Here is a 25824-nt window from a genome sequence, read left to right as displayed (position 1 = left end):
GGGTTCACGCCTCACTCGGGCTTCACGCCCGGTGCGAACGCGAGGAACGCGATGACCACTGCCGGCGCGAGGAAGAAGAACGTGTCGAGACCGCGCGACCGGACCGTGATCCCCACGGGGCCCGGGCCGGGGATCAACGCCCTGCACACCCCGGCGAGGGCGAGGACGCCTGACAGGACGAGGCTCGCGGCCCGCGCGTCGACGAGCAGGGCCACGGCGGTGGCGAGGCCGACGCCGAGGAGGACGAGCCACATCGCGGGCTGCCGCGACGGCGCGAGGCTCACGGTGGGCTCCGGCACGGGCGGCCCTGCAGGCGTCTCGTCCCCGCCCCGGTCGGGCGCCGGACCGGCGCCGCCCTGCTGCCCGTCGTCGTGCACGTGGTGCCACGACGGGACGATCGACGCGCGAGGACGATGGGGCACCGCGCCGTGCGCGGTGACGTCGCTCACGCTCGTGCCCGTTCCACGTCCGGAAGCCTACCGTCGTGGCCTAGCGTGGCGTTCATGCCGTCCCCCGCGCGCCCGGTCCCCTCGTCGTCACCCGCGCCCGAGCCCGCGCTCCGGAGCGTCCCGTCGTCCGTCCCGTCGTCCGTCATCGTGGTGGGTGCCGGGCTGGCGGGTGCCCGCACGGTCGCGGCGTTGCGGCAGCTCGGCTTCGACGGGACCCTCACCCTGGTCGGGGCCGAGGGCGTGCCCCCGTACGACCGGCCGCCGCTGTCCAAGGAGCTCCTGACCCGCCCCGGTCCTGCCTGGCTGGCCGAGGACCTGGGGATCGACGTCGACACGCTCGTCGACGACCTGCGGCTCGCCGACCCGGCGGTCCGGCTCGCGCTGCCCGACGGCGACGCGCGCAGCTTCGCGGTCACCACCCGGTCGGGGGACGTCGTGCGCGCCGACGCGGTGGTGCTCGCGGTCGGGTCCGAGCCGGTCCGTCCGCTCGGCTGGGAGAGCGCGAGCGTGCTGCACACGGCGGCCGACGCGGCGGCTCTGCGCGAGCGTGTCGCGCCCGGGCTGCGCCTTGCGGTCGTCGGTGCCGGCTGGATCGGTGCCGAGATCGCGGGAGTGGCCGCCGGGGCGGGCGCCGACGTGACGGTCGTCGAGGCCGGCTCCACGCCGCTCGAGCGGCAGCTCGGGCCCACCGTGGGCACCCACCTCGCGCGCTGGTACGCCGACGCGGGCGCCCGCCTCGTGACCGGCACGCCGGTCGTCGAGGTCCGCCCCGACGGCGTCCGGCTCGCCGACGGCGTGCAGGTGCCGGCTGACGTCGTGCTCGCGGCCGTCGGTGCGCGGCCCGCGACGGCGTGGCTCGACGGCGTGCTGCCGCGCGACGCGCGGGGCGCGCTCCCCGTCGACGCGACGGGCGCCGTCCGCGACGTGCCGGGGCTGTGGGCGGTGGGAGACTGCGCGACGCGCGACCACCCGGCGCTCGGGCCGGTGCCGGGCGGGCACTGGTCCGCGGCGCTCCACGATCCGGAGCCCACGGCCCGCGCACTCCTGGGGATCGACGCCGACGGCGCCCCGCCGCACGCGCCGTACGTCTTCTCCCAGCAGCTCGGCCACGACCTGGCGCTCTTCGGCATCCCCGCACCGGAGGACGAGGTCGTCCTGCGCGGCGAACCGACCGGCGGCGCGACGGGCCGCGGTGCCTGGGCCGCCGTCTACGTCGAGCCGGACGACGGCACGACGACCCACCGGACGAACGACGGGGCCGATGGACCCGGACGGGCCGTGCGGCGGGTCCGCGCGGTGCTGCTCGTCGACTCGCCGCGCGACGTCGGCGCGGTCCGCCGTCTCTTCACCCGCACGCCGCGACCGGAGCTCGTTCTCGAGCAGGCGACGGACCCGTCCGTGCGCTGGCGCGACCTCGCCGCCGAGACGCCCTGAACGCCTCGGCGCGGGACCGGGCCGCCCTGAGCGCTCAGTGCGCGAAGTGGCGCGTGCCCGTGAAGTACATCGTCGCGCCGGCCGCGGTCGCCGCCTCGATCACCTCGGCGTCACGGATCGACCCGCCCGGCGCGACGACGGCGCGGACGCCGGCGTCGAGCAGGATCTGGAGGCCGTCGGCGAAGGGGAAGAACGCGTCGGACGCCGCGACGGCGCCCCGCGCCCGCTCCTGCCCGTCCGCGAGGGTGTTCGCCCGCTCGACCGCGAGACGGCACGAGTCGACGCGGTTGACCTGTCCCATCCCGACGCCCACCGCGGCGCCGTCCGCGGCGAGGAGGATCGCGTTGGACTTTGCCGCGCGCACCGCACGCCAGGCGAACGCGAGGTCGGCGAGCGTCGCCGCGTCGGCGGCGTCGCCCGTCACGAGGGTCCAGTGCTGTGGGTCGTCGCCGCCCGTGACCGCGCCCTCGGCGTCGGTGACCACCGCGTCGACGCGGTCGACCTCCTGCACGAGGAGGCCGCCGCTGACGGGGCGGGTCTCCACCGTGGCGGACGGCGCGCCGTCGACCACGAGGAGGCGGAGGTTCTTCTTCGCCTGGAGCACCTCGAGCGCGTCGGGCTCGAAGCCCGGGGCGACGACGACCTCGGTGAACACCGGGGCGATCTGCTCCGCCGCGGCGCGGGTCACGACACGGTTGGCCGCGATGACGCCGCCGTACGCCGACACGGGGTCGGTCGCGTGCGCCTTGGCGTGCGCGTCCGCGACGTCCGTCCCCACGGCGATCCCGCACGGGTTCGCGTGCTTGATGATCGCGACGGCGGGCTCGGCGTGGTCGTGCGCGGCACGCCACGCGGCGTCGGCGTCGACGTAGTTGTTGTAGCTCATGGCCTTGCCGTGGAGCTGCGTCGCCTGGGCCAGACCGGCCGGTCCGTACCCGGTCGTGTAGAGCGCCGCGCGCTGGTGCGGGTTCTCGCCGTAGCGCAGGACGTCGGACCGGTCCCAGGTCGCGCCGATCCACGCCGGGAACCCGCTGGACGTCGTCGACCCGTCGGCCTGCACGACCTCGTCGGTGGGCGCGACGACGTTGCCCATCCAGGACGCGACGGCGACGTCGTAGGTGGCCGTGTGCACGAACGCGGCGGCGGCGAGCGCCTTGCGCTGCGCGTAGGTGAACCCGCCGGAGCGCACGGCGTCGATCACGGCGTCGTACGCGGCCGGCTCGACGACGACCGCGACGCTCGGGTGGTTCTTCGCGGCGGCGCGGACCATGGACGGGCCGCCGATGTCGATCTGCTCGACGACCTCGTCCGGCCCGGCCCCCGACGCGACGGTCGCGGCGAACGGGTAGAGGTTCACGACGACGAGCTCGAACGGCTCGATCTCGAGACCGGCGAGCTGGTCGAGGTGGTCCTGCTTGCGCGAGTCCGCGAGGATGCCGGCGTGCACGCGCGGGTGCAGCGTCTTGACGCGCCCCTCGAGGCACTCGGGGAAGCCGGTGAGGTCCTCGACCCGGGTGACGGGGACGCCCGCACCGCCGATCGTGGCGGCGGTCGAGCCGGTCGAGACGAGCTCCACGCCCGCGGCGTGCAGGGCGGTGGCGAGCTCGACGAGCCCGGTCTTGTCGTAGACGCTCAGGAGCGCGCGGCGCACGGGGCGCTGCGCGTCGTCGGCGAGCTGGACGTCGGGGGCCGAGGGTGCGGACATGACGAGGGGCTCCTCTGGGTCGCGGTCGGTGCGTGGGTCCCGCGGGTGCGGGACCGGTGCCGAGTGGCAGAACCCAGGCGCCCAGGCGGTCGACGCACCAGCAGGTAGATCCGGCCGCTCCCCGGTGGTCGTTCCCACCCTCGCCAGTCGCGGCCGGACCGAGTCTACCGGCCCGACGCCGCGGGCTCCGGCTCCGCGGGAAGCTCACCCGCCGCGGCGAGGTCGCTCGCGTCCTGCGCCCAGGTGTCCGGCGTGCCGACCCCCCACAGCGAGCGCACGGTGCTCAGCACGGCGACCGTGACGACGAGGAGCCCTGCGAGGACGGAGAGTGCGACGCCGATCCCGTACCGGTCGAGGAGGCCGCTGCCGACCAGCGGGACGAGCGGGCCGGCCGCAAGGCCCGTGAGCCCGATGACGGAGGCGAGCCGCCCCTGCAGCTGGGGCGGGGTGATCGCTGCTGCGTAGCCGGACAGGCCCGCGTTCACCGCCGGGACGAGCAGCACCGCCGGCGGGAGCACGACGAGATAGGCGACGTAGGACTGCAGCGCGGCCATCGCGACGGCACCGGCCGCGAGGACCCCGAGCGCCACGACGACGAGCGCCCCTGCGCGGAACCGCGCCACGAGGCGGGGGGCGAGGACCGCGCCCACGAGAACACCAAGCCCGACGGCGAGGTTCACGAGGCCGATGAGGACGGGCGCGGTACCCGTCCGCACGAGCTCGAGGTTGATGCCGATCATGAGCCCGCCGAACGCGACGTTGATGACCACGAACAGCCCGAGGAGCGCACGGAAGAGCGGCACGGACCACACGAAGCGCAGCCCTTCGCGCAGCGCGGCGACCGGGCGGGTCGTGCGCGCCTCGGCGACGTCGCCGTTGAGCGGCTCCCGCACGAACCAGGTGCACACCGCGGTCGCGAGGTGCCCGATCGCCGCCGCGGCGAGCGGTACCGCGTGCGCGACGGCGTAGAGCAGGCCCCCGAGCGGACCGGCGAGGAGGCTCGACACGGCGTCCCGGCCCTGCGCGGCGGCGAGCGCCGTCGGCAGCTGCGGCACGGGCACCACGGAGCGGAACGCGCCGCTCGTCGCGGGGTCGACGAGCGCGCCGACCACCGAGGCACCGAACAGCACCGCTGCGAGGTGCCAGGCCGTCAGCGACCCGAGCGCGGCCGTGACGGCGACGGTCGCCCACAGCGCCGCGCCGACGCCGGCGGCGCCCACGACGAGGCGGCGACGGTCGACGCGGTCCGCGACGACGCCGGCGGGCAGCGTCGCGAGGAGCGCCCCGAGCTGGCCCACGGCGGCCACCACGCCGGCCTGGACGACCGACCCGGTGAGCCCGTAGGCGATGAGCGGCACCGCGAACAGCGCGACCCCGGCCCCGATGGACTCCGTCGTGAGGCCCGACATGAGCAGCATGTAGGAGCGGTTGCGCAGGAGACGGGTCGGGGCAGGGGTGTCGGCGACGGGTACGTCGGTGCGGTCGGTCGTCAGGGTCGGCAACTCCCGGAGGCCCGGGTCCTGGTTCGTGGTCATGGCAGGACAGTAGTTGCGCACTACTTATTGCGCAATAGCACTTGCGCGCTTTTGGTTGCGCACCGGCGCGTGCGGGAGATCGCGATGTTGCTAGCCTCGTCGTGTGCTCGACACCTTCCGCGTCCAGGACCCCGCGGCGCTGCGCGCGATCGCCCACCCGCTGCGCCAGCGGATCCTCATCGAGCTCGCCGCGCTCGGCCACGCGCGCGCCGCCGACCTCGCCCGGGCGACGGGCGAGCCCGCCAACGCGGTGAGCTTCCACCTCCGCGTCCTGGCGAAGGCCGGGATGATCGTCGAGGCGCCGGAGCACGCGCGCGACCGCCGGGACCGGGTCTGGACCAACGTCGCGAAGAGCTATGCGGTCGAGCCGGGCACGCCCGCGGCGATGCGCGACGTCGTGGTCCCGGCCCTCCGGTGGGCCGAGGAGACGTTCCTCCGGGCGAACGAGTCCGGCTCCCCCCGCGACGACCGGATCCTCGCCCTGAGCACGTTCGTCCTGGACGAGGACCAGGCGTCCGCGATGGTCGTCGAGCTGCAGGACGTGCTCGAGCGGTGGTCGGAGCGGTCGCTGGAGGCGGCACGCTCCGCGCCGCACGCACGGCGCGAGACGTACCAGCTGCTCGCGGTCCTCGCACCGCAGACCGTCCCGGGGACCGAAGGGACCCCGGAGCACGAGGACGGCGACGGCCCCGAGAGCTCCCCCACGCCCCCGGCAGCGTAGGAGCATCGCGCTCCTGCGCACGGGTGGCCGGCTCGTGCCGGACGTCGCGTCAGCCGGCGCCGAGCACGCAGAACTCGTTGCCCTCCGGGTCGGCGAGGCACCGCCACGGCACGTCGCCCTGGCCGACGTCGGCGTCGGTGGCACCCAGCGCCCGGAGCCGTTCCACCTCGGCCGCCTGGTCGTCGCCCGATCCCGGCAGGAGGTCGATGTGGGTGCGGTGCCGGGCGGACGTCGCGTCGGGCCGGCGGACGAGCTCCAGGTACGGCCCGACGCCCTCGACCGACCGCAGGCGCGCCCCGCCGTCGCTCACCTCGTGCACGACCCAGCCCGTCGCCTCGCCCCAGAACGTCGCGAGGGACCGCGGGTCGGCGCAGTCGACCACGACCGCGGCGACCGGCCCGGAGTCCTGGTAGACCGGCCGGGGCTCCAGCACGCAGAACAGGTTTCCCTCCGGGTCGGCCAGGACCGTCCACGGCACGTCGCCCTGGTCGATGTCGGCGGGCGTCGCCCCGAGCCCCACGAGCCGCGCGACGAGCTCCTCCTGATGCGCCGCGGAGGTCGTGGCCAGGTCGAGGTGGGTGCGGTAGCGCACCCTCTCGGGGTCCGGGACGGCGACGACGTCGACGCAGACGGCGGAGGGGTCCGGCCAGTCGAACCCCACCGGTTCGACGTTGGTCACACCGGGACCCTCGCTGGAGACGCCCCAGCCGAGCGCGTCGGCCCAGAACCGGCCGATCGCCGCGTCGTCGCGCGCCCTGATGTTCACCTGGACGAGTCGCAACCCCATGCGCGCGACCCTATGCCAGCGGGTCGGAGACCCGCAGGGTCTTATCCGAGGACGGCGCGGCGCCCCTCGACGCGCAGGCCCTCGCGCGCGACACGTCCCACGGTCTCGACGAGCAGCGCGCGCTCGGCGACCTTGATGCGCTCGTGCAGGCTCGTCTCGTCGTCACCGTCCTCCACGGGGACGGCCGCCTGGGCGATGATCGGGCCGGTGTCGACCCCGTCGTCGACGACGTGGACCGTGCACCCCGTGACCTTCACGCCGTAGGCGAGCGCGTCGCGCACGCCGTGCGCTCCGGGGAACGACGGCAGCAGCGCGGGGTGCGTGTTGACCGTGCGGCCGGCGTAGCGTCCGACGAACGCGGGCCCGAGGATCCGCATGAAACCAGCGAGCACGACGAGGTCCGGGTGGAACACGTCGACCGCCTGCGCGACGCCTGCGTCCCACGCGGCACGGTCCGGGAAGTCGCCCGGCTCGACGACGACGGCCGCGACCCCGGCGTCACGCGCGAGGTCGAGGCCTCCCGCGGAGGGCTTGTCCGAGACGACGCCGACGACGCGCGCGCCGTAGGCGGGGTCCTCGTGGGCCGCGAGGATCGCGGCGAGGTTGCTGCCCGCCCCCGACACGAGGACGACGACGCGCGCCGCGGACGAGGACTCGACGAGGTGGCCGGACGGCGTCTGCACTGTGCTCCCTGGGTCGGCGGCGGGCGTGGAGGGTCCACGACCCGCCCGCCCGATGGGAGAGAATGTACCCCGAGCACGCCCGCAACCGAGGAGACGCCTTGGGCAACCCGTACGCACCGCCCCGCCCGGACGCCGCGCCGCGTCCCGGACCCGGCGACGCGCCGCCGTCTGCTCCCGGGGCAGGATCGGCTCCGCCGCCACCCGACCCCGGAGCCCCGCCGCGCGCACCGGGCCCGGTCCCGCCGCCGGGGCCGACGCCCGAGCCGGCACCGGTCGACCCCGAGGCCGCCCGCCTCGCGACGCGCCGCGTCCTGCACTTCGGGCTCCTGCTGCTGCTCGTCATGGTCCTGAGCACGCTGCCGTTCCCGTGGCAGATGGTGAGCCTCGCGGTCGCCGTCGCGGCGATCGTCGCCGGGGTGCGGGCCCTCGTCGCCACGTGGCGCGCCCGGGTGCGGGGCGCGCTCGTGCCCGCGCTCGCGATCGGCGTCGGGCTCGCGGTCCTGCTGACGTTCCAGCTCGTGGGCGTGCTCCTGACGTGGGACGTCGCCATGGAGCACCAGCGGTGCCTCGACGGGGCGATCACCGTCGCCGCGGAGGACCGGTGCGAGACCGCGCGGCTGCAGGGGATCGAGAGCTGGGTGGACGGGCTCGTCCCGCAGCCCTGACGCGTGGCGGCCCAGCCCGCCGCGCCCTCGTGCTCGGGGGGCGACGCGCGCGGCCCGGGTGGTCAGGCCCCGGTGCCGTGGACCGCGTCGTCGGTGTCGTCGTCCTGGTCCGGGTGACGGCGCCCGAGCAGGTCGAGCCTCGTCCACACGATCGCCAGCGCCGCGCCCCCGCCGATCTCCGCCGCGGCGAGCAGACCCACGAGGAGGCCGTCGGCCCCGACGACGGCGAATCGCCCCGGCCCGACCGCGCCGCTGCCCAGCCAGGTCCCGACCCCGAGCAGCAGCCCGGCCGCCGCCGCGACGCCGCCGACGGCGAGCGCGACGTCCGACCAACGGACCTCGCCGTCCCCGTGGTCCGTGGCGTACGGCAGTCGGCGTGCGACGAAGGCGCCGGCCACGACCCCGAGCACGACGACGACCACGGGCAGCCATGCCGTCAGCGCGTTGGTCCAGTCGTCCCCGGGCAGCGCGCCGAGCAGCGGGATCGCGGGGAGCGCACCCGGCTCAGAACCGGACGCGGCGAACGTGCTCCCCTCCCCGACGGCGAAACCCGGCCCGACGAGCCAGGCGGCCGCCCACAGCACGAGGTTCGGGAGCACCGCGAGCTGTGCCACCGCCAGGACGACTCCGCCGACAGGACCCGGGGCGAGCCCCGTGACGATGTCGCCCGACGTCGCCCGTCCGGCGACGACCCAGGCTCCGACGACGAGCGCCGAGAGCCCGACGAGGAGGCTCACCCCGAGCAGCCCTCCGCGCAGACCGAGCCGGACCGTCGACGGGAGCCACGCGTCGGCCCGGTGACCGAGGTCGCCGACGAACGGGGCGTCGGGGCGCGCGAGCATCCCGGCCCCCAGACCGACGCCCCCGACGAGCGCGCCCCCGACGAGTGCGACGGGAAGGCCCCACACCGGGGTGGTCCCCGCGAGCAGCGCGACGCCGAGCGTCACGACCCCGTACGTCACGGTGCCCGCGACCCACGCCGGCAGGGTGGTGTGCGCGGAGCGTCGGGCCGACGCGAAGCAGCAGAACAGCGCGAGCGCGGTGATCCCCAGCGGGACGAGGGTGACGGTCGCTCCGCTCGCGACGAGGGGCACGCCGTGACCGAGCAGCCACAGTCCCGCGGCGACGGTCACGGACTGGCCCCAGCCGTCGGACGGCGTCCCGGTCGACGCCGCGACGAAGGCGGCCAGCCCGGGGAGGACGACGACGAGGAGCGACAGGACGAGAGCCTGGAGCGCCGCGACGACACCGGAGACCGCGCGCCGCGGGGCGACCGGCACGGGGGGCGCGGCGCCCTCCACGGTGCGCGGGCGGGTCCCGGTCGTGCTGGTGGTGCTCATGGTCCTCATCGTCCTCGATCGGGCGCGTGCATCGGGTGAACCTCCCCGGCGCGCCAGCGTACCCGGCGCGCCGTCTGCTCCCCCGCGCCCGACGGCACCCCCTTCCGTACGATCGTCGCCATGTCGACGACGGCGTTCGTGCTCGGTGGCGGTGGCGTCCGGGGTGCCGTGCAGATCGGCATGGTGCGCGCGCTGCTCGAGCGCGGCGTCGTCCCCGACCTCGTCGTCGGGACGTCGATCGGCGCGATCAACGGCGCGGCGCTCGCCGCCGACCCGACGCCCGGCGTGGCCGACCGGCTCGAGGCCGCGTGGTCCTCGCCGGCCGCGGCCCAGGTCTACGGCGAGGCGTGGTACCGGCAGGTGCAGCGGCTCGCGCGCACGCGGACTCATCTCGCGAGTCCCGGTCCGCTCCGCGCCCTCCTGCGCCAGGTGCTCGGCGGGCGCGAGACGTTCGCCGACCTGGAGGTGCCGCTCGTCGTGGCCGCCGCGTCGATCGAGCGCGCGGCCGAGCGCTGGTTCAGCGAGGGCCCGCTGGTGGAGGCCGTGCTCGCGTCGGCGTCCGTCCCGGGCGCGCTCCCCCCGACCCTGATCGACGGCGAGCACTACGTGGACGGCGGCGTCGTGTCGTCGATCCCGCTCGGCGAGGCCGTCCGGCGGGGCGCGACGACGATCTGGGTCCTGCAGGTGGGGCGCATCGAGGAACCGCTGAGTCCACCGCGCACGGCGGTCGAGGTCGCGAAGGTGACGTTCGAGATCTCCCGACGGCACCGGTTCGCGCGCGAGCTCGAGGACGTGCCCGACGGTGTCGCCGTGCACGTCCTGCCCAGCGGCGGCCCGCTCCCCGGGGACGATCGGCTCTCGTCGTCGCGTCGGCTCGACGCGACGCGCGCTCGGGCCGGTGCGTCGTACATCGCCGCGTGCGCCTACCTCGACGCCCTCGACCCGGCCGACCCTGCCGACCCTGCCGATCCGGCCGCCGTTCCCGGAGGTGCCGGGTGAAGGTCCCGCCACCGCCGCCGCGGTGGGTGCGCCGGCTCGTCGTGGCGCCGGCCGTCGTCCTCGTCGCGGTCCTGCTCCTGCCGACGAGCCTGCTGTTCGTGCTCCTCGTCGGTGCGGTCGTGAGCTGGGCCCTGCCGGGGCGGCTGCGCACGGTGCGGGCGCTGTGGATCGCGTGCTTCTACGTCCTGTGGGACGCCGCCGCGGTCGTCGCGCTCGGCGCGCTGTGGGTCGCGTCGGGCTTCGGCTGGGCGCTGCGGCGCCCGGCGTTCCACCGGGCCCACGTGCGGCTCGCCGGGGCGATGCTCGCGGTGCTGTTCTGGCAGGTGCGCTGGACGCTGCGCCTGCGCATCGAGACGGACCTGTCCGAGGCCGGAGGGCTCGCCGGCGCGCCCGTGCTCGTGGTCAGCCGGCACGCGGGCCCCGGCGACTCGTTCGTGCTCATGGACCGGATCCTCAACCGGGTGCGGCGCGAGCCGCGCGTCGTGCTCAAGGACACGCTGCAGTGGGACCCGGCGATCGACGTGCTGCTGCACCGCCTGCCCGCCCACTTCGTGGTGCCACGCTCGCGCAGACCCGCGGGGGCGCCGTCGGGCAGCGACGCCGTGGCACGCCTCGCCGCCCACCTGCCCGCCGGCGCCGCCGTGCTGCTCTTCCCGGAGGGCGGCAACGTCACGCCACGGCGGTGGGCGGCCCGGGTCGCCGCGCTGCGCGCCGCCGGGGACCATGCCCTCGCCGACCGCGCGGCGGCGATGCCGCACGTCATGGCACCGCACGTCGGCGGGTTCCTCGCCGCTCTCGACGCCGACACCGCGACAGGGGTCGCCGTCGTCGCGCACACGGGGCTGGAGCGCCTCGTGACCGTGCGCGACATCTGGCGCGAGCTGCCCATGGACAAGCTCATCACCATGAAGGTGTGGTCGACGGCGCGCGAGGACCTCCCGGAGGGCGACGAGGAGCGTGCCGCGTGGCTGTACGCGCAGTGGGCGCGGCTGGACGCATGGCTCGCCGCGTCCGGCGCCCCCGCCGCTCGAGCCCGCTGACCCGCGCGGCTCCGGCCGCGCGCAGGCCACGACGACGCCGCCTCGCCGGACGACGACGCCCCGCGTCCGGCGAGGCGGAGCGGGGCGTCGTGGACCGTCGGGGCGCGGGGCGCCCCGACGTCAGGAGAGGATCTCGCGCATGAGCGCGGCGGTCTCGGACGGCGTCTTGCCGACCTTGACCCCGGCGGCCTCGAGGGCCTCCTTCTTCGCCTGCGCGGTGCCGGACGAGCCGGAGACGATGGCGCCCGCGTGGCCCATCGTCTTGCCCTCGGGCGCCGTGAAGCCCGCGACGTAGCCGACGACCGGCTTCGTGACGTTCTCCTGGATGAAGGCCGCGGCACGCTCCTCGGCGTCGCCGCCGATCTCGCCGATCATGACGATGGCCTCGGTCTCCGGGTCCGCCTCGAACGCGGCGAGCGCGTCGATGTGCGTGGTCCCGATGATCGGGTCGCCACCGATGCCGATGGCCGTCGAGAAGCCGAAGTCCCGCAGCTCGTACATCATCTGGTAGGTCAGCGTGCCGGACTTCGACACGAGGCCGATCTTGCCCGGGCCCGTGATGTTCGCCGGGATGATGCCGACGTTCGACTTCCCGGGGCTGATGATGCCGGGGCAGTTCGGGCCGATGAGACGCACGCCGGCCTGCTGGGCGAGCGTGAAGAACTCGGCGGAGTCCGCGACCGGGACGCCCTCGGTGATGATCACCGTGAGCGGCATGCGCGCGTCGATCGCCTCGACGACGGCAGCCTTGGTGAAGGCCGGTGGGACGAAGATGACCGACACGTCCGCGCCGGTCTGCTTCATCGCCTCCGCGACGGAGCCGAACACCGGGACGGTCACGTCACCGGGGAACTCGACGCTCTGGCCCGCCTTGCGGGGGTTCACGCCGCCGACGACGTTCGTGCCCGACGCGAGCATGCGCGTCGTGTGCTTCATGCCCTCCGAGCCGGTCATGCCCTGGACGATGACCTTGGAGTCCTCGTTGATGAAGATAGCCATGTCTGTGTCTGTTCTCTCTCGGGTCGTCTCGGGCGGGCTCAGGCGGCGTTCGCGGCAGCCGCCGCGGCGTCCGCGCCGCCGTCCATCGTCTCGGCCAGCGTCACGAGCGGGTGGTTCGCCTCCGCGAGGATGCGACGCCCCTCCTCGACGTTGTTGCCGTCGAGGCGGACGACGAGCGGCTTGTTCGCCTCGTCGCCGAGGATGGCGAGCGCCTGGACGATGCCGTTGGCGACCTCGTCGCACGCGGTGATGCCGCCGAAAACGTTGACGAACACGCTCTTGACCTGCGGGTCGTTGAGGATGACGTCGAGACCGGCCGCCATGACGGCCGCGGACGCGCCGCCGCCGATGTCGAGGAAGTTGGCCGGCTTCACGCCGCCGTGCGCCTCGCCGGCGTACGCGACGACGTCGAGCGTGCTCATCACGAGGCCCGCGCCGTTGCCGATGATGCCGACCTCGCCGTCGAGCTTGACGTAGTTGAGGTCGTTCTCCTTGGCCTTCGCCTCGAGCGGGTCGGCCGCGGCCTTGTCCTCGAGCGCGGCGTGGTCCGCGTGGCGGAAGCCGGCGTTCTCGTCGAGCGAGACCTTGCCGTCGAGCGCGACGATCTGGCCGTCCTCGGTCTTGACGAGGGGGTTGACCTCGACGAGCGTCGCGTCCTCGGCCTGGTAGACCGTCCACAGCTTCTGGATCGTCTCGGCCACGGCGGCCTTGACGTCCGCGGCGAAGCCCGCCGCCTCGACGATCTCCGCGGCCTTGGCCGCGTCGATGCCGACGACCGGGTCGACCGCGACACGCGCGAGCGCCTCGGGGCGCTCGACCGCGAGCTGCTCGATCTCCATGCCGCCCTCGACGCTCGCCATCGCGAGGTACGAGCGGTTCGCCCGGTCGAGCAGGACCGAGAAGTAGTACTCCTCGGCGATCTTCGCGCCGGCGGCGATCATCACGCGGTGGACCGTGTGGCCCTTGATGTCCATGCCGAGGATCTCGGACGCCTTCTCGGCCGCCTCCTCGGGCGAGCGGGCGAGCTTGACGCCACCCGCCTTGCCGCGGCCACCGGTCTTCACCTGGGCCTTGACGACGACGACACCGTCGGGCCTGCCGCCCATCAGTTCCTCGGCGCCCGCCCGGGCCTCGTCCGGCGTCGTCGCGACGACCCCGCCCAGCACGGGCACGCCGTGCTTCTCGAAGATGTCACGCGCCTGGTATTCGAACAGGTCCACCCTGTTGCGTCCTTCCGTCTGATGCGCCGTGTGCGGCATGACCGATGTCTCGACATCAAGACATCCCCGTACAGGGTAGCCCTCAGGGACGACGGCTCCTATCCCCCGCCGGCGAACGGCGCCCGACCTGCGGTGTTCCGTTGGTCACGTCGGTTCAGCCGGTGACGGGCACCTCGACGAACCGCACGGGCGAGCTCCCGTCCGTGGCGGTGGCGTCGGGCACGTCGACCACGACGACGTCGTGACCCGTGTCGGGCCACACGACGGTGACCGCGGTGCCTTGACCCGGTTCGAGAGAACCGACCATGGCCTCGGCGAGGGGGTTGCGCACCACGTCCGTGTACAGCGTGGGATCGACGAGGTAGTCCGCGGGGTAGACGCGCGTGCTGCCGTCGAGCAGCGTGACGTTGCCGGCACCGAGGTGGTTGCCCGTGAGGTCGCCGCGGCCGTCGTAGGTCGAGCCGAGCACCGAGATCAGCGTGGCGTACTCGGTGCCGACGTTGCTCACCCTGAGGTCCCCCACGAGGTAGCCGCCCTCGCGGCGCACCTCGACGAGCTCGACGTCGAGGCGCTGCGTCGCACCGATGCCGTCCGGGTGGTCGAGCGTGGCCGAGCCCAGGCCGGTGACGGTCGGCCCTTCGGCAGCGGGGGCAGACCCGGGCTCCGCCTCCTCGGGGAGCGCGGTGGGCTCCGGGGCCTCCGGCGTGAACTCGACGGTCACCCGCCGGTTGAGCGCCCGCGCCTCGTCGGAGGACTGCGTGGCGACGGGCTCGGTCTCGCCCCTGCCCTCGACGGCCACGTCGAGCGCGCCGAGGTCGGCGAGCGTCGCCAGGCGGTCCGCCACGGCCTGCGCCCGGCGCTCGGAGAGCTCCTGGTTCGCGGCCTCGTCGCCCACGTCGTCGGTGTGGCCGACGACCACGAGCTCGCCACCTTCGGCGAGGGCCACCTGGCCCGCGACGACGCCCAGGGCGTCGTCGGCACCCGCTCCGAGGTCGGCGGAGTCGACCGCGAACAGCACGTCCGAGTCGACGGCCATCGTCACCGTCTCGTCGTCCTGGCGCGTGCGGACCGCCCCGGAGGCCTGCGTGCTGTAGGACTCGAGGAACGCGACGGGAGCGACGATCTCAGCACCCTGCCCCCCGTTCAGCTCGGCGGGGGCGACGGTCAGCTCGCCCGCGTCCTCGGCGTCGACCACCGGCACGTCCTCGACGAGGCCGACGGAGGGGACGAGGACGTCCGTCGTCGCGGTCGTCGGCGGGTCGAACGCGACGTAGCCCACGCTCGGCTCCATCCCCGCGGCGAGCTGCCACCCTCCTTCGAGGACCCCGACCGGCTCGCCGGACGCCGTGTGCGCGGCTTCCCGGACGGTGCCGGCGTCGAGGTCGACGAGCCGGACGCCCGAGAACGAGTCGTCCTGGCTCAGCGTGCGGTTGGCGAGCTCGTACCCGAGCATGACCGGGCTCTCGCCGGCGGTGGCCTCGACCTCGATGCGCAGGACGGCGAGGTCGCCGTGCACCGCGACGGGACCGACCCGGACGTCGGCCTCCGCCCCGTACAGGTTCACGGGCACGACGACGGGAGCGGGGTCGGTCGACAGCGCGGAGCTCTCCGCACCGGTCGGCTCGGCAGGAGCCTCCGCCCCGCCTCCCCCGGAGCACGCGGCGAGAAGGACGGCCACGAGGCCCGCGGCGACGACCGCGCCAGCACCTCGCCGGACCTCCGTGGCGACATCTCCGCGGTCGACACGTCCCTGGTCGATACCCGTCATGGCACTGCCCCCTCGTCGTCCGTGCTGCGCGCGGGCTCCGCCGCTCGAGCGTGGTGCGCCGGCCGGTCCGGCCCACCCGGGCCGCGCACGGCCCGGACGACCCTAGCTGGACGCCGACGCGACGGTCGACGTGTCCGCGTCTCGGAACAAGGCGTCGACGATGCGTCAACAAGGGTTGACACATGGTCGGCGTCAACTTAGATTGACGGCTATGGATCCCGTCGACATGGACGCCGCCAGCAGCACGGACCCGGACGTGGGACTGCGTGCCGTGCACTCGCTCCGCATCCTCGCGGAGCGGCTCGAGGCGCTGCAGGTCGAGAACGCCCGAGCGCTCGGCTGGTCGTGGCAGGAGATCTCCGACCGCCTCGGCATCAGCCGCCAGGCGGTCCACAAGAAGTACGGGTCGACCCGCAACCGGAGGTCATGATGTTCGAACGCTTCTCGTCCGACGCCCGCGCGACCGTGGTGGACGCGCAAGAGGTCGCCCGACGCCGCGGCGCCGCCTCGATCGACACGGTGCACCTGCTCCTCGCGCTCGCCGCGCAGGACGGCCCGGCGACGCGCGCCCTCACCGCGGCGGGGTTGAGCGCCCCCGACCTGGAGCGCCTCGCTGCGGCGGCGGAGACCGGCGACGTGCTGGACGCCGACGCGCTCGCCGCCCTCGGGATCGATCTCGACGCCGTCCGCGCGCGCACCGACGCGGCGTTCGGCCCGGGGTCCCTCGACCGACCGGGCCGGGGCGGGCGTCGCGGCCACATCCCCTTCACGAAGGACGCGAAGAAGGCCCTGGAGCTCTCGTTGCGCGAGGCGATCCACGAGGGGTCACGCGCGATCGACTCCGGCCACGTCCTCCTCGCGCTCCTGCGGGCGGACGGCACGACGGCGCACCGCACCCTCACGGCGGCACTCACCGCGGCGGGATCGAACCCTGCCACCCTGCGCGCGGCGATCGCCAGGGAACGCTCGTCGGGCGACAGCGGCCGCGCCGCGTCCTGACCACGCGGCGAGCGAGTCACGCGGGCCGTCGGGACACCCGGCGGTCGACCCGACCGGTCGCAGTCCGCAGCCCTCGCGAAAGACCCGGCCAGCGGCTCAGAGCTTTGTCACGGGTGAGTAGCGCAGCAGCAGCCGCTTCGTCCCGTCCGCCCCGAAGTCGATCTTCGCGACGGCGTTCGGTCCCGCTCCCTCGAGCGCCACGACCGTCCCGAGCCCGTACGCGTCGTGCGTCACCTTGTCCCCCAGCGACAGGTTCGGGATGTCGGTGTCCTGCCGCGGCGTCGCCGACCCGAACGTCGCCCCTCCCGATGAGGAACCGGACCCGGACGACCGCCCGGGCGATCCGAACGACGAGCGCGCCGAGGGGGTCGATGCCGGATCGTGGTGGGCCTGGCGGGAGGAGCCCGAGGAACGAGGGCTCCGGATGGTAGATCCGGCATCGACCCCCTCGGCGCGCGAACCCGACCCGGACCACGAGCCGCGGTATCCGCCACCCGAGCCGCGGCCCCACACGGAACCCCCGGCGCGCAACGTCGCCATCGACGACTCCCGTCGCCGCCAGTCCCACAGCTCCTCCGGGATCTCCTCGAGGAACCGGCTGGGCGGGAACTCGTTCGCCATGCCCCACGCCGACCGGACCGCCGAGCGCGAGACGTAGAGCCGCTCGCGCGCGCGGGTGATGCCCACGTAGGCGAGGCGGCGCTCCTCGGAGAGCTCGGCGTCGTCGTGCAGGGACCGCATGTGCGGGAACGTGCCGTCCTCCATGCCGGTGAGGAACACGACGGGGAACTCGAGGCCCTTGGCGGTGTGCAGGGTCATGAGCGTGACGACACCGGGGTCGACCTTCTCCTCGGCCGGGTCCTCACCGTCGGCGTCGTCGGCGGGGATCTGGTCGGCGTCGGCGACGAGCGACACCCGCTCGAGGAAGTCGGACAGCGTGCCCTCGGGCTCGAGCTCGGTGAACTCGGTCGCGACCGCGTGCAGCTCGGCGAGGTTCTCGACGCGCGTCGCGTCCTGGGGGTCGTCGCTCGCGCGGAGCTCGGCGAGGTACCCCGAGCGGTCGAGCACGGCCCCGAGCACGTCGGCGGGCGTCGCGCCGGAGTCCGCGAGCTCGCGCAGCCCGGCCATGAGCTCGACGAAGCCGCGCAGCGGGTTGAGCGTGCGGTTGGTCAGGCCGGGGATCTCGTCGATCCGGTCGAGCGCGGCGCCGAACGAGATGCGCTCGCGGTCCGCGAGCGCCGCGACGGCGCCCTCGGCCCGGTCGCCGAGGCCCCGCTTGGGGGTGTTGAGGACGCGGCGCAGGTTGACGTCGTCGTCGAGGTTGTCGATGGCCCGCAGGTAGGCGACGGCGTCCTTGACCTCGCGCCGCTCGTAGAAGCGCGTACCGCCGACGACCTTGTACGGCAGGCCGACGCGGATGAGCACCTCCTCGAGCGCACGGGACTGGGCGTTGGTGCGGTAGAAGACCGCGACGTCGCCGGGCCGCACGCCGTCCGTGTCGCCGAGGCGGTCGATCTCCTCGGCGACGAACCGCGCCTCCTCGTGCTCGTTGTCCGCGACGTAGCCGATGATCTTCGCGCCGGCCCCGGAGTCGGTCCACAGGCGCTTGGGCTTGCGGTCGGGGTTGCGCGCGATGACGGCGTTGGCCGCGGAGAGGATGTTCTGCGTCGAGCGGTAGTTCTGCTCGAGCAGGATCGTGCGAGCGTCGGGGTAGTCGGCCTCGAACTCGAGGATGTTGCGGATCGTCGCGCCGCGGAAGGCGTAGATCGACTGGTCGGCGTCACCGACGACGGTGAGCTCGGCGGGGTCGAGGGCGGGCACCTGGGCCTCGCCCGTGCCGCTCGTCGCGGGATCCGTCGCGGCCGAGTCCTCGCCGACGCCCGCGAGCTCGCGCACGAGGACGTACTGCGCGTGGTTGGTGTCCTGGTACTCGTCGACGAGCACGTGTCGGAACCGGCGACGGTAGTGCTCGGCCACGGCCGGGAACGCCTGGAGAAGGTTGACGGTGGTCATGATGATGTCGTCGAAGTCGAGCGCGCTCGCCGCGACGAGGCGTGCCTGGTACCGGGTGTAGACGTCGGCGAGGACCTGGTCGAACTCGGGCACGTTCGCAGCGCGAGCCCCGAGCCCGTCGGCCGTCGCGTGCGCCCCGGACTCGCGCGCGTACGTCTCCGGGTCGACGAGCTCGTTCTTCAGGTCGGAGATCTTGTTCGCGAGCGAGCGCGCCGGGTACTTCTTCGGGTCGAGGTCCAGCTCACGCGTGACGAGGGTGATGAGCCGCTGGGAGTCCGCGGCGTCGTAGATGGAGAAGCTCGACCGCAGCCCGAGCGTCTTCGCCTCGCGCCGCAGGATGCGCGTGCACGCGGAGTGGAACGTCGAGACCCACATGCTCCGGGCGGCCGGCCCGACGAGGGCCTCGACGCGCTCGCGCATCTCCGCCGCGGCCTTGTTGGTGAACGTGATCGCGAGGATCTGCCCCGAGCGCGCGCGACCCGTCGCGAGGAGGTGCGCGATCCGGTGCGTGAGGACACGGGTCTTGCCCGACCCGGCGCCGGCCACGATGAGCAGCGGCCCGCCGGCGTGCACGACAGCCTCGCGCTGCTGGGGGTTCATGCCGTCGAGCAGCGCGTCGGGGTCGATGTGCGCGTAGCGCCCGCGGCGCGCGGGTTCCCCCTGCGGGCTCTCGGAAGGCGCCGCCGGGTCGTCGGTCCAGCGCGGCGCGGTGGCGGGCAGGCGAGCCTCGCCGCCGTGGTCGACGCGCGGACCGTCGAACAGCGTGTCGAGGCCGGGCAGCGGGAGGTTCTCGAAGAGCGAAGCCATAGCCCCTCAAGCCTAGGCGCCCGCACCCACACCCTGCGCCGCGCCCGCCGATGAGTCTCGCCGTCGGCCACGGTCGTCACCAGCGAGGCCGCGTGCCCACGCGGCGCGAAGGAGGACAGCCATGACGAGGACGAGCCTCACGGGCGTGCACACCGTCGCCGTCCCGGTCGCGGACCAGGACCGCGCCCTGGAGTTCTACACGGGCACTCTCGGCTTCGAGGTCCGGATGGACGGCGAGCTGCGGGAGGGGTTCCGCTGGATCGAGGTCGCCCCGCCCGGCGCCGCGGCATCGGTCTCGCTCGTCGCCGCGGGTGACGGACTGACCGCCGGCGTGGACACGGGCATCCGGCTCACGACGACCGATGCCGCGGGCGACCACGCCGCGCTCACCCAGGCAGGCGCCGACACCAGCGAGCTCCTGCGCTGGGACGGCGTGCCGCCGATGTTCTCGATGCGCGACGTCGACGGCAACACGCTCTACGTCATGGAGCTCCCGGGCTGATCCCCGCCCGAACGCTCAGGCCGAGACCGAGACCGTCGCACCGGCCGTCGTCGGGTCCTCGAGGAGGTCGACGACGGCCGCCGCGAGATCGGCGCGGCGGATGGCGTAGCGCCACCGCACGTTGCCGTCGCGTCGTGACCGATAGCTGCCACGAGCCTCCCCGTCCTGCAGCATCGGGGGGCGGACGAGCGTCCAGTCGAGGCCGCTCCCCCTCACCACCCGCTCGGTCGCCGCGAACGCCGCGTTCTCCTCCCGCAGCGCCCGGGCGAGGATCGGCTTCGCGACGTACCGGCTCAGGGGGTCGTCGCCGTCGACCACCCACCCGCTCGCGCTCAGGGCCACGAGCCGGCGGACGCCCGCACGATACGCCGCCCGCACGACCGCGTCGGTCGCACGGGACTGGACGTCCCGCGGCTCGTGCTTCACGGGGCCGACGCACGACACGACGAGGTCGGCGCCGGACATCGCCTCGGCGAGCTGGTCGACGTCCAGCGCGTCCGCGACGGCTGTCGCGTCGGGCCGCAGGTCGCCCAGGCGGTCGGGACGGCGGACCACCGCCACCACGTGGTGTCCCCGTGCCTGCGCCTCCCTGACGACCTGCCGACCGGTCCGGCCGCTCGCTCCGACGACGGCGATCTTCATGATGCCTCCTGGTCTGTGCGGTGAGTAAGTGTTTACTCACCCCTAGGATGGACCCGTGCGACAGAACCGTCAAGAGGCGACGCGCGGCGTCGAGGCAGACCGATGAGCGCGCGCGAGCGGATCCTCGACGCCGCGGCGACCGTCCTGCGGACCCACGGCATCGCCGCGGCGACGACGCGCGAGATCGCGCGCGCGGCGGGCTGCTCGGAGGCGCTGCTCTACAAGAACTTCGCGGACAAGCAGGACCTCTTCCTCGCGGTCCTCTCCGAGCGCATGCCCCGGCTCGCCTCACCCGCCGACCTGGTCGGCGCGCGCCCCGTCCTGGACAACCTCAGGACGCTCGTCGAGCAGCTGCTCGGGTTCTACGTGCGCACGTTCCCCGTCGCGGCGTCGATCTTCGGGACGCCGGAGCTGCTCGCGGCGCACCGTACGGCGATGGAGCGGCACGGCGCTGGGCCCGGGTCACCGGCCCACCACCTGCAGTCGTACCTGGACGCCGAGGTCGGTCACGGCCGCCTTCCCGCCGCGCTCGACACGCAGACGGTCGCCCGGGTCCTCGCAGGGGCGGCCCTGTTCGAGGCCTTCCTCGCGGCGTACGCCGGCGCGGACGAGGTGCCCGACGCCGGGGACCGCGCGCGCGGGATCGTCGCGGTGGTCGAGCCGCGCCTCGAGTGACCCCGTCAGCAGGACCGTGGCCGCCGCTCGAGCGACCTCGTCGGCAGGACCGCAGCCGCCCCCCGGCCGGACCCGTCAGGTGAGCGCGAGCCCCACGCCCCATGCCGCGGCGGCGAGCAGCCCGCCGAGGAGCTGGACGAGGATCGTGATGCCGGTGGCCTGCATCGCCGCGACGGTCGCACGCCACGCGGCGCGGCGGTCGCCGCGGCGCACCAGCTCCGCGACGAAGACCGCGAGCACGAACCCGATGAAGAGCCCGATCACGGGGATCACGAAGAAGCCGACGACGCCCGCGATCCCGCCCCAGACGAGCGTCGACCACGGGACCTCCGCGCGCCGCATGTGCCGGCCCGCGAGGACGTACTGCGCCACCTCGGCCGCCACGACGACGAGCGCCGCGACCGCGAACACCACCCACGCCGCCGTGCCGCCCGTGACGATCGCCCACACGAGGATCGCGCCGAGCACGAGCACGTTGCCCGGCAGGATCTGCACGACGATGCCCACGAGCCCGACGAGGATCGCCAGGCCGACCAGCACTTCTCCACCCACGCTCACGCGCGCAACTCTTGCACGGGACGTCGAGAAGTCACCATCCGCCCCCGAATCGGCCGCATCAGGGGCGGAAAGTCACGTCTCGGCGGCCGCGGTCAGGCGCCGGGAGGGAGCGGCACGAGCCCGGGGTGCGCGACGCCGTCGAGCACCCAGGAGCGGATCATCGCGCTGAACAGGTCCGGGTCCTCGGCGCTCCACTGGTGGTGCATGCCCGGGGCGAGGCGCACGACGGCGTCCGGCAGGCGGCGCTCGATCGTCGCCAGCGCGCGGCGTGCAGGGCGCACGTCCCGTTCACCCGCGACGGCGAGCACCCGGGCACCGGACTCGGCGATCCCGTCCGGCCAGCACCCGCCGTAGACCTCGGGCAACAGTCGTTCCTGGTTGTCGCGACGGAGCGCGAGCCCCGAGCGCACGAACACGTCCCGCGCGTCCGCCGGGATGCCCATGGCGCGGGCCTGCGCCCTCCAGTACCAGGGTCGGTCCCACACCCGCAGCTGGGCACGGCCGAACGCGCCCGAGAGGCCGGGGACGCCGTCGAGCACGGCGCCGGAGGCGACGACCGAGGTGACGATCCCCGGATGCCTCGCCGCGACGCGCAGGGCCACGATGCCACCGAACGACAGGCCGACGACGTGCACCTCGCGCGACGTGGCGAGGCGGGCGACCGTCGCGGCCACGTCGTCAGCGACCGCATCGATGGAGACCAGGTCCTCGGCCGCCCTCGACCCGAATCCCGGAAGGTCGGGCGTCCAGAGGTCGAGGTCTTCGAGGTGCTCGACCTGCGGCTCCCACATCCACGACGCGACATTCCCGCCGTGGAGCAGGACGACGGAGACCCGGTCCGTGCCGGGCGCACCGGGCCGCACGGGAGGGTGGTGCTCGAGGTAGGCCGGCGCGCTCATGAGAGCACCTCCTTCTCGGTCTCGTCGAGCCATACGAGCTCGGCGCGCGCGTGGGCGAGGCCGTTGCGGAGAGTGGCGAGCCGCAGCGCGAGGCCCCGGGTGCCGCGCACGCCGGACGGGTCGGGCCCGTCCTCCGCCGTGAGCACCTCGATCCGCGCCGCCTCGGCGGTCAGGACGGCGATGATCTCCTCGGCGTGCGCGCGGCGGGACGCGAGCAGCGCCGCGACCCCGTCCTCGTCGAGCTGGTCGGCGAAGAAGAGCCGGCCGAGGAACGGCTCGCGCGAGTCCTCCGGCTCCAGCGGCGAGGCGAGCCAGTCGCGCAGCGCCGCGCGTCCGGTCTCGGTGATCCCGTGGACCTTGCGGTCGGGGTAGCTCTCCTGGGGCACGACCTCGACCTCGGCGAGGCCCGCGTCCACGAGACCCGCGAGCGTCCGGTAGAGCTGCGAGCGGTCGGCCGCCCAGAAGTGGTTGACCGACGAGTCGAACGCGCGCTTGAGGTCGTAGCCCGTCATGGGCTGGATCGTCAGCAGGCCGAGGACGAGATATCGAAGGACCATGCGACTAGTGGACCATGCACCTAGCCATGGGTCAACAGGCGTCACGGGTCGAGCGTCGGCACGACGTGGGATCGGCAGCACCTCATGAGATCGGCAGGACGCCGCGAGGTCGGCACTCCCGGAGTGCCGACCTCGTGTCGTCCTGCCGATCTCGGGCTCGCGTGGGCGCCAACCCGACGCGAGCTCAGTTCCAGAAGACGGCGACGAGGATGTTGACGAGCGTGAGACCACCGATGGCGTGCTTGACGCCGGGGGCGACGGCGCCGTCGGACGCCTTCGCCGCCTGCCGCTTCGCGACGAACGCGAGGACGGCGATCACGAGGGCGACGACGAGCTTGACGCCGATCTTGGCCATGTCCGGGCCGCCGTCCTCCGGCCAGACCGACGCCTCCCCGATGCCGACCATGACGACGCCCGCGACGAGCGCGGTGAGCGCGCCGTGGAAGACGCCCTTGTAGAGGCCCGGCGAGCGGAGCGAGGCGAGATAGCCGCCGAAGACGATGGCCCAGCCGACGAAGTGCAGCGCGACGAAGACGTTGTAGAGGAATTCCATGGGCACACCCTATTTGCTGACACCCCTGTCGTGAAAGTTTGCACAAGGTGACGTGCGTCCAGCCTCGTCTCGGTGCGACGACCGCCGGGCTTCCTTGTAAAACTGGATCGAAGCGGTCTAGTCTTCTCGGTTTCCCACCATGCGGACGAGGGGTGTCCACGGAGCGTGACCGGGGTTACTGTTCTGCCCATGACCACGGCAGCCCGCACCCTCCTCGTGACCTCGCGTCACGGGATGCCGGCGTGCGCGCTCACGTGTCTCAGCTGTTGTCGCTGAACCGCGCCCGACTCAGCGCGAGCCCCGGCTCGCTCCCTCCTGAGAACCGGCGCGCGCCGTCGGTCCTCAGCCCCTCGCACCCTCGCTGAGTGCTCGCCGTCGCGCGTCCCCGCCCCCGAACGAGGACACGAGGAACACCGATGACGCAGGCCACGACTGCGCCTGGCACCACCGGCGGCGCGACCGCCGAGCGCCCGACCCGTGCCGCAGGCGAGCGCCCGGCCAGACCGGCGCGCGCCGCACGCCCGAACGGGCAGTGGAAGGTGGACGGCACCGAGCCGCTCAATGCGAACGAGACGTGGAAGCAGGAGGACGGCGGTCTGTCCGTCCGCGAGCGCATCGAGACGATCTACGCGCGCGACGGCTTCGACTCGATCACCGGCGACGACCTGCACGGACGCTTCCGCTGGTGGGGGCTGTACACCCAGCGCAAGCCCGGGATCGACGGCGGCAAGACGGCGACGCTCGAACCGCACGAGCTCGAGGACAAGTACTTCATGCTCCGCGTGCGCATCGACGGCGGAGCCCTCACCACCGAGCAGCTCCGCGTGATCGCGGACATCTCGAAGGACTTCGGCCGCGACTCCGCCGACATCACGGACCGGCAGAACATCCAGCTCCACTGGGTCGAGGTCGAGAACGTCCCGGAGATCTGGCGCCGCCTCGAGTCGGTCGGCCTGCAGACCACGGAGGCGTGCGGCGACGTGCCGCGCGTGGTGCTCGGCAGCCCGGTCGCGGGCATCGCCGCGGACGAGCTCATCGACGTCGGCCCCGCGATCGCCGGGATCACCGAGAAGTACATCGGCGTCCCCGAGCTCGCGAACCTGCCCCGGAAGTTCAAGACGGCGCTCACGGGCCACCCCAGCCAGGACGTCGTGCACGAGATCAACGACGTCGCGTTCGTCGCGCACCGCCACCCCGAGCTCGGCATCGGGTTCGACGTGTGGGTCGGCGGCGGGCTCTCGGCGAACCCGCGCCTCGGCGAGCGGCTCGGCGCGTTCTGCACGGAGGAGCAGGTGCCCGACGTGTGGCACGGCGTCGTGCAGATCTTCCGCGACTACGGCTACCGGCGGCTGCGCAACAAGGCGCGCCTGAAGTTCCTGCTCGCCGACTGGGGCCCCGAGAGGTTCCGCGAGGTGCTCGAGACCGAGTACCTCGGGTACCGGCTGCCCGACGGCCCGCCCGCGCCGAAGCCCCCGGTCCCCGGTGACCACGTGGGCGTGCACAAGCAGAAGGACGGGCTCAACTACGTCGGTGCGGCGCCCTACGTGGGCCGCGTCTCGGGCACGATCCTCGGGAACGTCGCCGACCTCGCCGAGTCCGTCGGGTCCCGCCGCGTGCGGCTCACGGCGCACCAGAAGCTGCTCGTGCTCGACGTCCCGGACGAGAACGTCGAGCACGTCGTGAGCACGCTCAAGGCCAACGGCCTCGACGCGAACCCGAGCCCGTTCCGCCGCAGCACCATCGCGTGCACCGGCATCGAGTACTGCAAGCTCGCGATCGTCGACACCAAGGACACCGCGACCGCGACGATCGACGAGCTCGAGAAGCGCCTCGGCGACCTGTCGCAGATGAAGCCGCTGTCCCTGCACGTCAACGGGTGCCCCAACTCGTGCGCGCGCATCCAGACCGCGGACATCGGCCTCAAGGGCCAGCTCGTCATGGACGACGACGGCGAGCAGGTCCCCGGCTTCCAGGTGCACCTGGGCGGCGGGCTGGCCTCGGACGACCGCGAGACCGCCGGCATGGGACGCACCGTGCGCGGGCTCAAGGTCACCGCGACCGACCTGCCGGACTACGTCGAGCGCGTCGTCCGCCGGTACGAGTCCGACAAGGACGGGACCGAGACCTTCGCCGAGTGGGCGCACCGGGCCGACGAGGAGGCGTTGCAGTGAACGAAGCAGTGAGCGGCCCCAAGAGCGAGCAGGTGAGCGAGCAGGCACCGGCCGGCCACGCGCCGTCGGGCACGGACCCGCTGGCGGCGCTGCGCGCGGCCGC

At 74.0% G+C, this 25824-nt stretch carries 25 protein-coding genes and 1 riboswitch; of the genes, 10 read left to right on the top strand and 15 right to left on the bottom strand.

What is annotated here, in order from left to right; genetic code table 11:
• Window positions 1-11: 11 nt before the first annotated feature.
• Window positions 12-449 carry a DUF3017 domain-containing protein gene (locus AC4H2G_RS01835; RefSeq protein WP_494364042.1) on the bottom strand — a complete coding sequence of 146 codons (438 nt, stop codon included), beginning with the start codon at window positions 447-449 and terminating at the stop codon, window positions 12-14.
• A 54-nt stretch (window positions 450-503) separates the two neighbouring features.
• On the opposite strand from AC4H2G_RS01835, the gene AC4H2G_RS01830 reads away from it, so the two are divergent.
• Window positions 504-1883, top strand: coding sequence for an NAD(P)/FAD-dependent oxidoreductase (locus tag AC4H2G_RS01830; RefSeq protein WP_494364041.1), 1380 nt, complete (start codon window positions 504-506; stop codon window positions 1881-1883).
• Window positions 1884-1917: 34 nt separating this feature from the next.
• Here AC4H2G_RS01830 and purH read toward each other — a convergent pair whose 3' ends face one another.
• Window positions 1918-3588 (bottom strand): bifunctional phosphoribosylaminoimidazolecarboxamide formyltransferase/IMP cyclohydrolase, encoded by a 1671-nt coding sequence (gene purH / locus AC4H2G_RS01825; RefSeq protein WP_494364040.1) that lies wholly within the window; start codon window positions 3586-3588, stop codon window positions 1918-1920.
• Window positions 3589-3660: 72 nt separating this feature from the next.
• Window positions 3661-3749: riboswitch (ZMP/ZTP riboswitch) on the bottom strand.
• A gap of 3 nt (window positions 3750-3752) precedes the next feature.
• On the bottom strand, window positions 3753-5123 hold the full coding sequence (locus tag AC4H2G_RS01820) for an MFS transporter (RefSeq protein ID WP_494364039.1): 1371 nt from the start codon (window positions 5121-5123) through the stop codon (window positions 3753-3755).
• A gap of 103 nt (window positions 5124-5226) precedes the next feature.
• Between AC4H2G_RS01820 and AC4H2G_RS01815 the strand changes: the two genes are divergently transcribed.
• Entirely contained in the window at window positions 5227-5844 is a 618-nt protein-coding gene (locus tag AC4H2G_RS01815) for an ArsR/SmtB family transcription factor (RefSeq protein WP_494364038.1), read from the top strand.
• Window positions 5845-5893: 49 nt separating this feature from the next.
• Here the strand turns inward: AC4H2G_RS01815 and AC4H2G_RS01810 are convergent, their stop codons facing one another.
• Complete coding sequence (locus tag AC4H2G_RS01810; protein WP_494364037.1) at window positions 5894-6631, bottom strand: VOC family protein; 738 nt, start codon at window positions 6629-6631, stop codon at window positions 5894-5896.
• Window positions 6632-6672: 41 nt separating this feature from the next.
• Entirely contained in the window at window positions 6673-7314 is a 642-nt protein-coding gene (purN, locus tag AC4H2G_RS01805) for a phosphoribosylglycinamide formyltransferase (RefSeq protein ID WP_494364036.1), read from the bottom strand.
• Window positions 7315-7412: 98 nt separating this feature from the next.
• Here purN and AC4H2G_RS01800 point away from each other — a divergent pair, with 98 nt between their 5' ends.
• Window positions 7413-7979, top strand: a complete 567-nt coding sequence (locus AC4H2G_RS01800) for a hypothetical protein (RefSeq protein ID WP_494364035.1) — start codon at window positions 7413-7415, stop codon at window positions 7977-7979.
• A gap of 62 nt (window positions 7980-8041) precedes the next feature.
• Here the strand turns inward: AC4H2G_RS01800 and AC4H2G_RS01795 are convergent, their stop codons facing one another.
• Entirely contained in the window at window positions 8042-9319 is a 1278-nt protein-coding gene (locus tag AC4H2G_RS01795) for a cell division protein PerM (protein WP_494364034.1), read from the bottom strand.
• Between the two features lie 120 nt (window positions 9320-9439).
• On the opposite strand from AC4H2G_RS01795, the gene AC4H2G_RS01790 reads away from it, so the two are divergent.
• Window positions 9440-10318 carry a patatin-like phospholipase family protein gene (locus tag AC4H2G_RS01790; RefSeq protein WP_494364033.1) on the top strand — a complete coding sequence of 293 codons (879 nt, stop codon included), beginning with the start codon at window positions 9440-9442 and terminating at the stop codon, window positions 10316-10318.
• Window positions 10315-11358 carry a 1-acyl-sn-glycerol-3-phosphate acyltransferase gene (locus AC4H2G_RS01785; protein ID WP_494364032.1) on the top strand — a complete coding sequence of 348 codons (1044 nt, stop codon included), beginning with the start codon at window positions 10315-10317 and terminating at the stop codon, window positions 11356-11358. The genes AC4H2G_RS01790 and AC4H2G_RS01785 overlap by 4 nt, the downstream gene beginning before the upstream one ends.
• A gap of 120 nt (window positions 11359-11478) precedes the next feature.
• Here the strand turns inward: AC4H2G_RS01785 and sucD are convergent, their stop codons facing one another.
• The 3 genes from sucD to AC4H2G_RS01770 all read right to left on the bottom strand — a co-directional run bounded on the left by sucD (window position 11479) and on the right by AC4H2G_RS01770 (window position 15345).
• Entirely contained in the window at window positions 11479-12357 is an 879-nt protein-coding gene (gene sucD / locus AC4H2G_RS01780; protein WP_435738850.1) for a succinate--CoA ligase subunit alpha, read from the bottom strand.
• Between the two features lie 38 nt (window positions 12358-12395).
• The gene (sucC, locus tag AC4H2G_RS01775; protein ID WP_494364031.1) at window positions 12396-13577 is read right to left on the bottom strand and encodes an ADP-forming succinate--CoA ligase subunit beta; all 1182 of its coding nucleotides are present in this window, start codon (window positions 13575-13577) and stop codon (window positions 12396-12398) included.
• A 154-nt stretch (window positions 13578-13731) separates the two neighbouring features.
• Window positions 13732-15345 (bottom strand): OmpA family protein, encoded by a 1614-nt coding sequence (locus tag AC4H2G_RS01770; protein WP_494364030.1) that lies wholly within the window; start codon window positions 15343-15345, stop codon window positions 13732-13734.
• Window positions 15346-15556: 211 nt separating this feature from the next.
• Between AC4H2G_RS01770 and AC4H2G_RS01765 the strand changes: the two genes are divergently transcribed.
• On the top strand, window positions 15557-15775 hold the full coding sequence (locus tag AC4H2G_RS01765) for a helix-turn-helix domain-containing protein (RefSeq protein WP_494364029.1): 219 nt from the start codon (window positions 15557-15559) through the stop codon (window positions 15773-15775).
• Complete coding sequence (locus AC4H2G_RS01760; protein ID WP_494364028.1) at window positions 15775-16344, top strand: Clp protease N-terminal domain-containing protein; 570 nt, start codon at window positions 15775-15777, stop codon at window positions 16342-16344. The genes AC4H2G_RS01765 and AC4H2G_RS01760 overlap by 1 nt, the downstream gene beginning before the upstream one ends.
• Window positions 16345-16440: 96 nt before the next feature.
• Here the strand turns inward: AC4H2G_RS01760 and AC4H2G_RS01755 are convergent, their stop codons facing one another.
• Window positions 16441-19164, bottom strand: coding sequence for a UvrD-helicase domain-containing protein (locus AC4H2G_RS01755; RefSeq protein ID WP_494364027.1), 2724 nt, complete (start codon window positions 19162-19164; stop codon window positions 16441-16443).
• Window positions 19165-19285: 121 nt separating this feature from the next.
• On the opposite strand from AC4H2G_RS01755, the gene AC4H2G_RS01750 reads away from it, so the two are divergent.
• Entirely contained in the window at window positions 19286-19666 is a 381-nt protein-coding gene (locus tag AC4H2G_RS01750; RefSeq protein ID WP_494364026.1) for a VOC family protein, read from the top strand.
• A gap of 15 nt (window positions 19667-19681) precedes the next feature.
• Here the strand turns inward: AC4H2G_RS01750 and AC4H2G_RS01745 are convergent, their stop codons facing one another.
• Window positions 19682-20308 carry an NAD(P)-dependent oxidoreductase gene (locus AC4H2G_RS01745; RefSeq protein ID WP_494364025.1) on the bottom strand — a complete coding sequence of 209 codons (627 nt, stop codon included), beginning with the start codon at window positions 20306-20308 and terminating at the stop codon, window positions 19682-19684.
• Window positions 20309-20410: 102 nt separating this feature from the next.
• Here AC4H2G_RS01745 and AC4H2G_RS01740 point away from each other — a divergent pair, with 102 nt between their 5' ends.
• Window positions 20411-20983, top strand: coding sequence for a TetR/AcrR family transcriptional regulator (locus AC4H2G_RS01740; protein ID WP_494364024.1), 573 nt, complete (start codon window positions 20411-20413; stop codon window positions 20981-20983).
• A gap of 75 nt (window positions 20984-21058) precedes the next feature.
• Here AC4H2G_RS01740 and AC4H2G_RS01735 read toward each other — a convergent pair whose 3' ends face one another.
• The 4 genes from AC4H2G_RS01735 to AC4H2G_RS01720 form a co-directional block, all read right to left on the bottom strand.
• Entirely contained in the window at window positions 21059-21541 is a 483-nt protein-coding gene (locus AC4H2G_RS01735) for a DUF456 domain-containing protein (RefSeq protein ID WP_494364023.1), read from the bottom strand.
• A 92-nt stretch (window positions 21542-21633) separates the two neighbouring features.
• Window positions 21634-22440 carry an alpha/beta fold hydrolase gene (locus AC4H2G_RS01730; RefSeq protein WP_494364022.1) on the bottom strand — a complete coding sequence of 269 codons (807 nt, stop codon included), beginning with the start codon at window positions 22438-22440 and terminating at the stop codon, window positions 21634-21636.
• Window positions 22437-22997 (bottom strand): PadR family transcriptional regulator, encoded by a 561-nt coding sequence (locus tag AC4H2G_RS01725; protein ID WP_494364021.1) that lies wholly within the window; start codon window positions 22995-22997, stop codon window positions 22437-22439. Before AC4H2G_RS01725 ends, AC4H2G_RS01730 begins: the two co-directional genes overlap by 4 nt.
• A gap of 184 nt (window positions 22998-23181) precedes the next feature.
• Complete coding sequence (locus AC4H2G_RS01720) at window positions 23182-23550, bottom strand: hypothetical protein (RefSeq protein ID WP_494364020.1); 369 nt, start codon at window positions 23548-23550, stop codon at window positions 23182-23184.
• 416 nt (window positions 23551-23966) lie between these two features.
• On the opposite strand from AC4H2G_RS01720, the gene AC4H2G_RS01715 reads away from it, so the two are divergent.
• Window positions 23967-25721: a nitrite/sulfite reductase gene (locus AC4H2G_RS01715; protein WP_494364019.1), complete on the top strand. Its 1755-nt coding sequence runs from the start codon at window positions 23967-23969 to the stop codon at window positions 25719-25721.
• The last annotated feature ends 103 nt before the right edge of the window (window positions 25722-25824 follow it).

The sequence above is a fragment of the Cellulosimicrobium sp. BMG9.23 genome, assembly GCF_059159985.1.
Note: the sequence above shows the minus strand (reverse complement) of the source record. Positions and strands in the feature narration are given on the sequence as shown.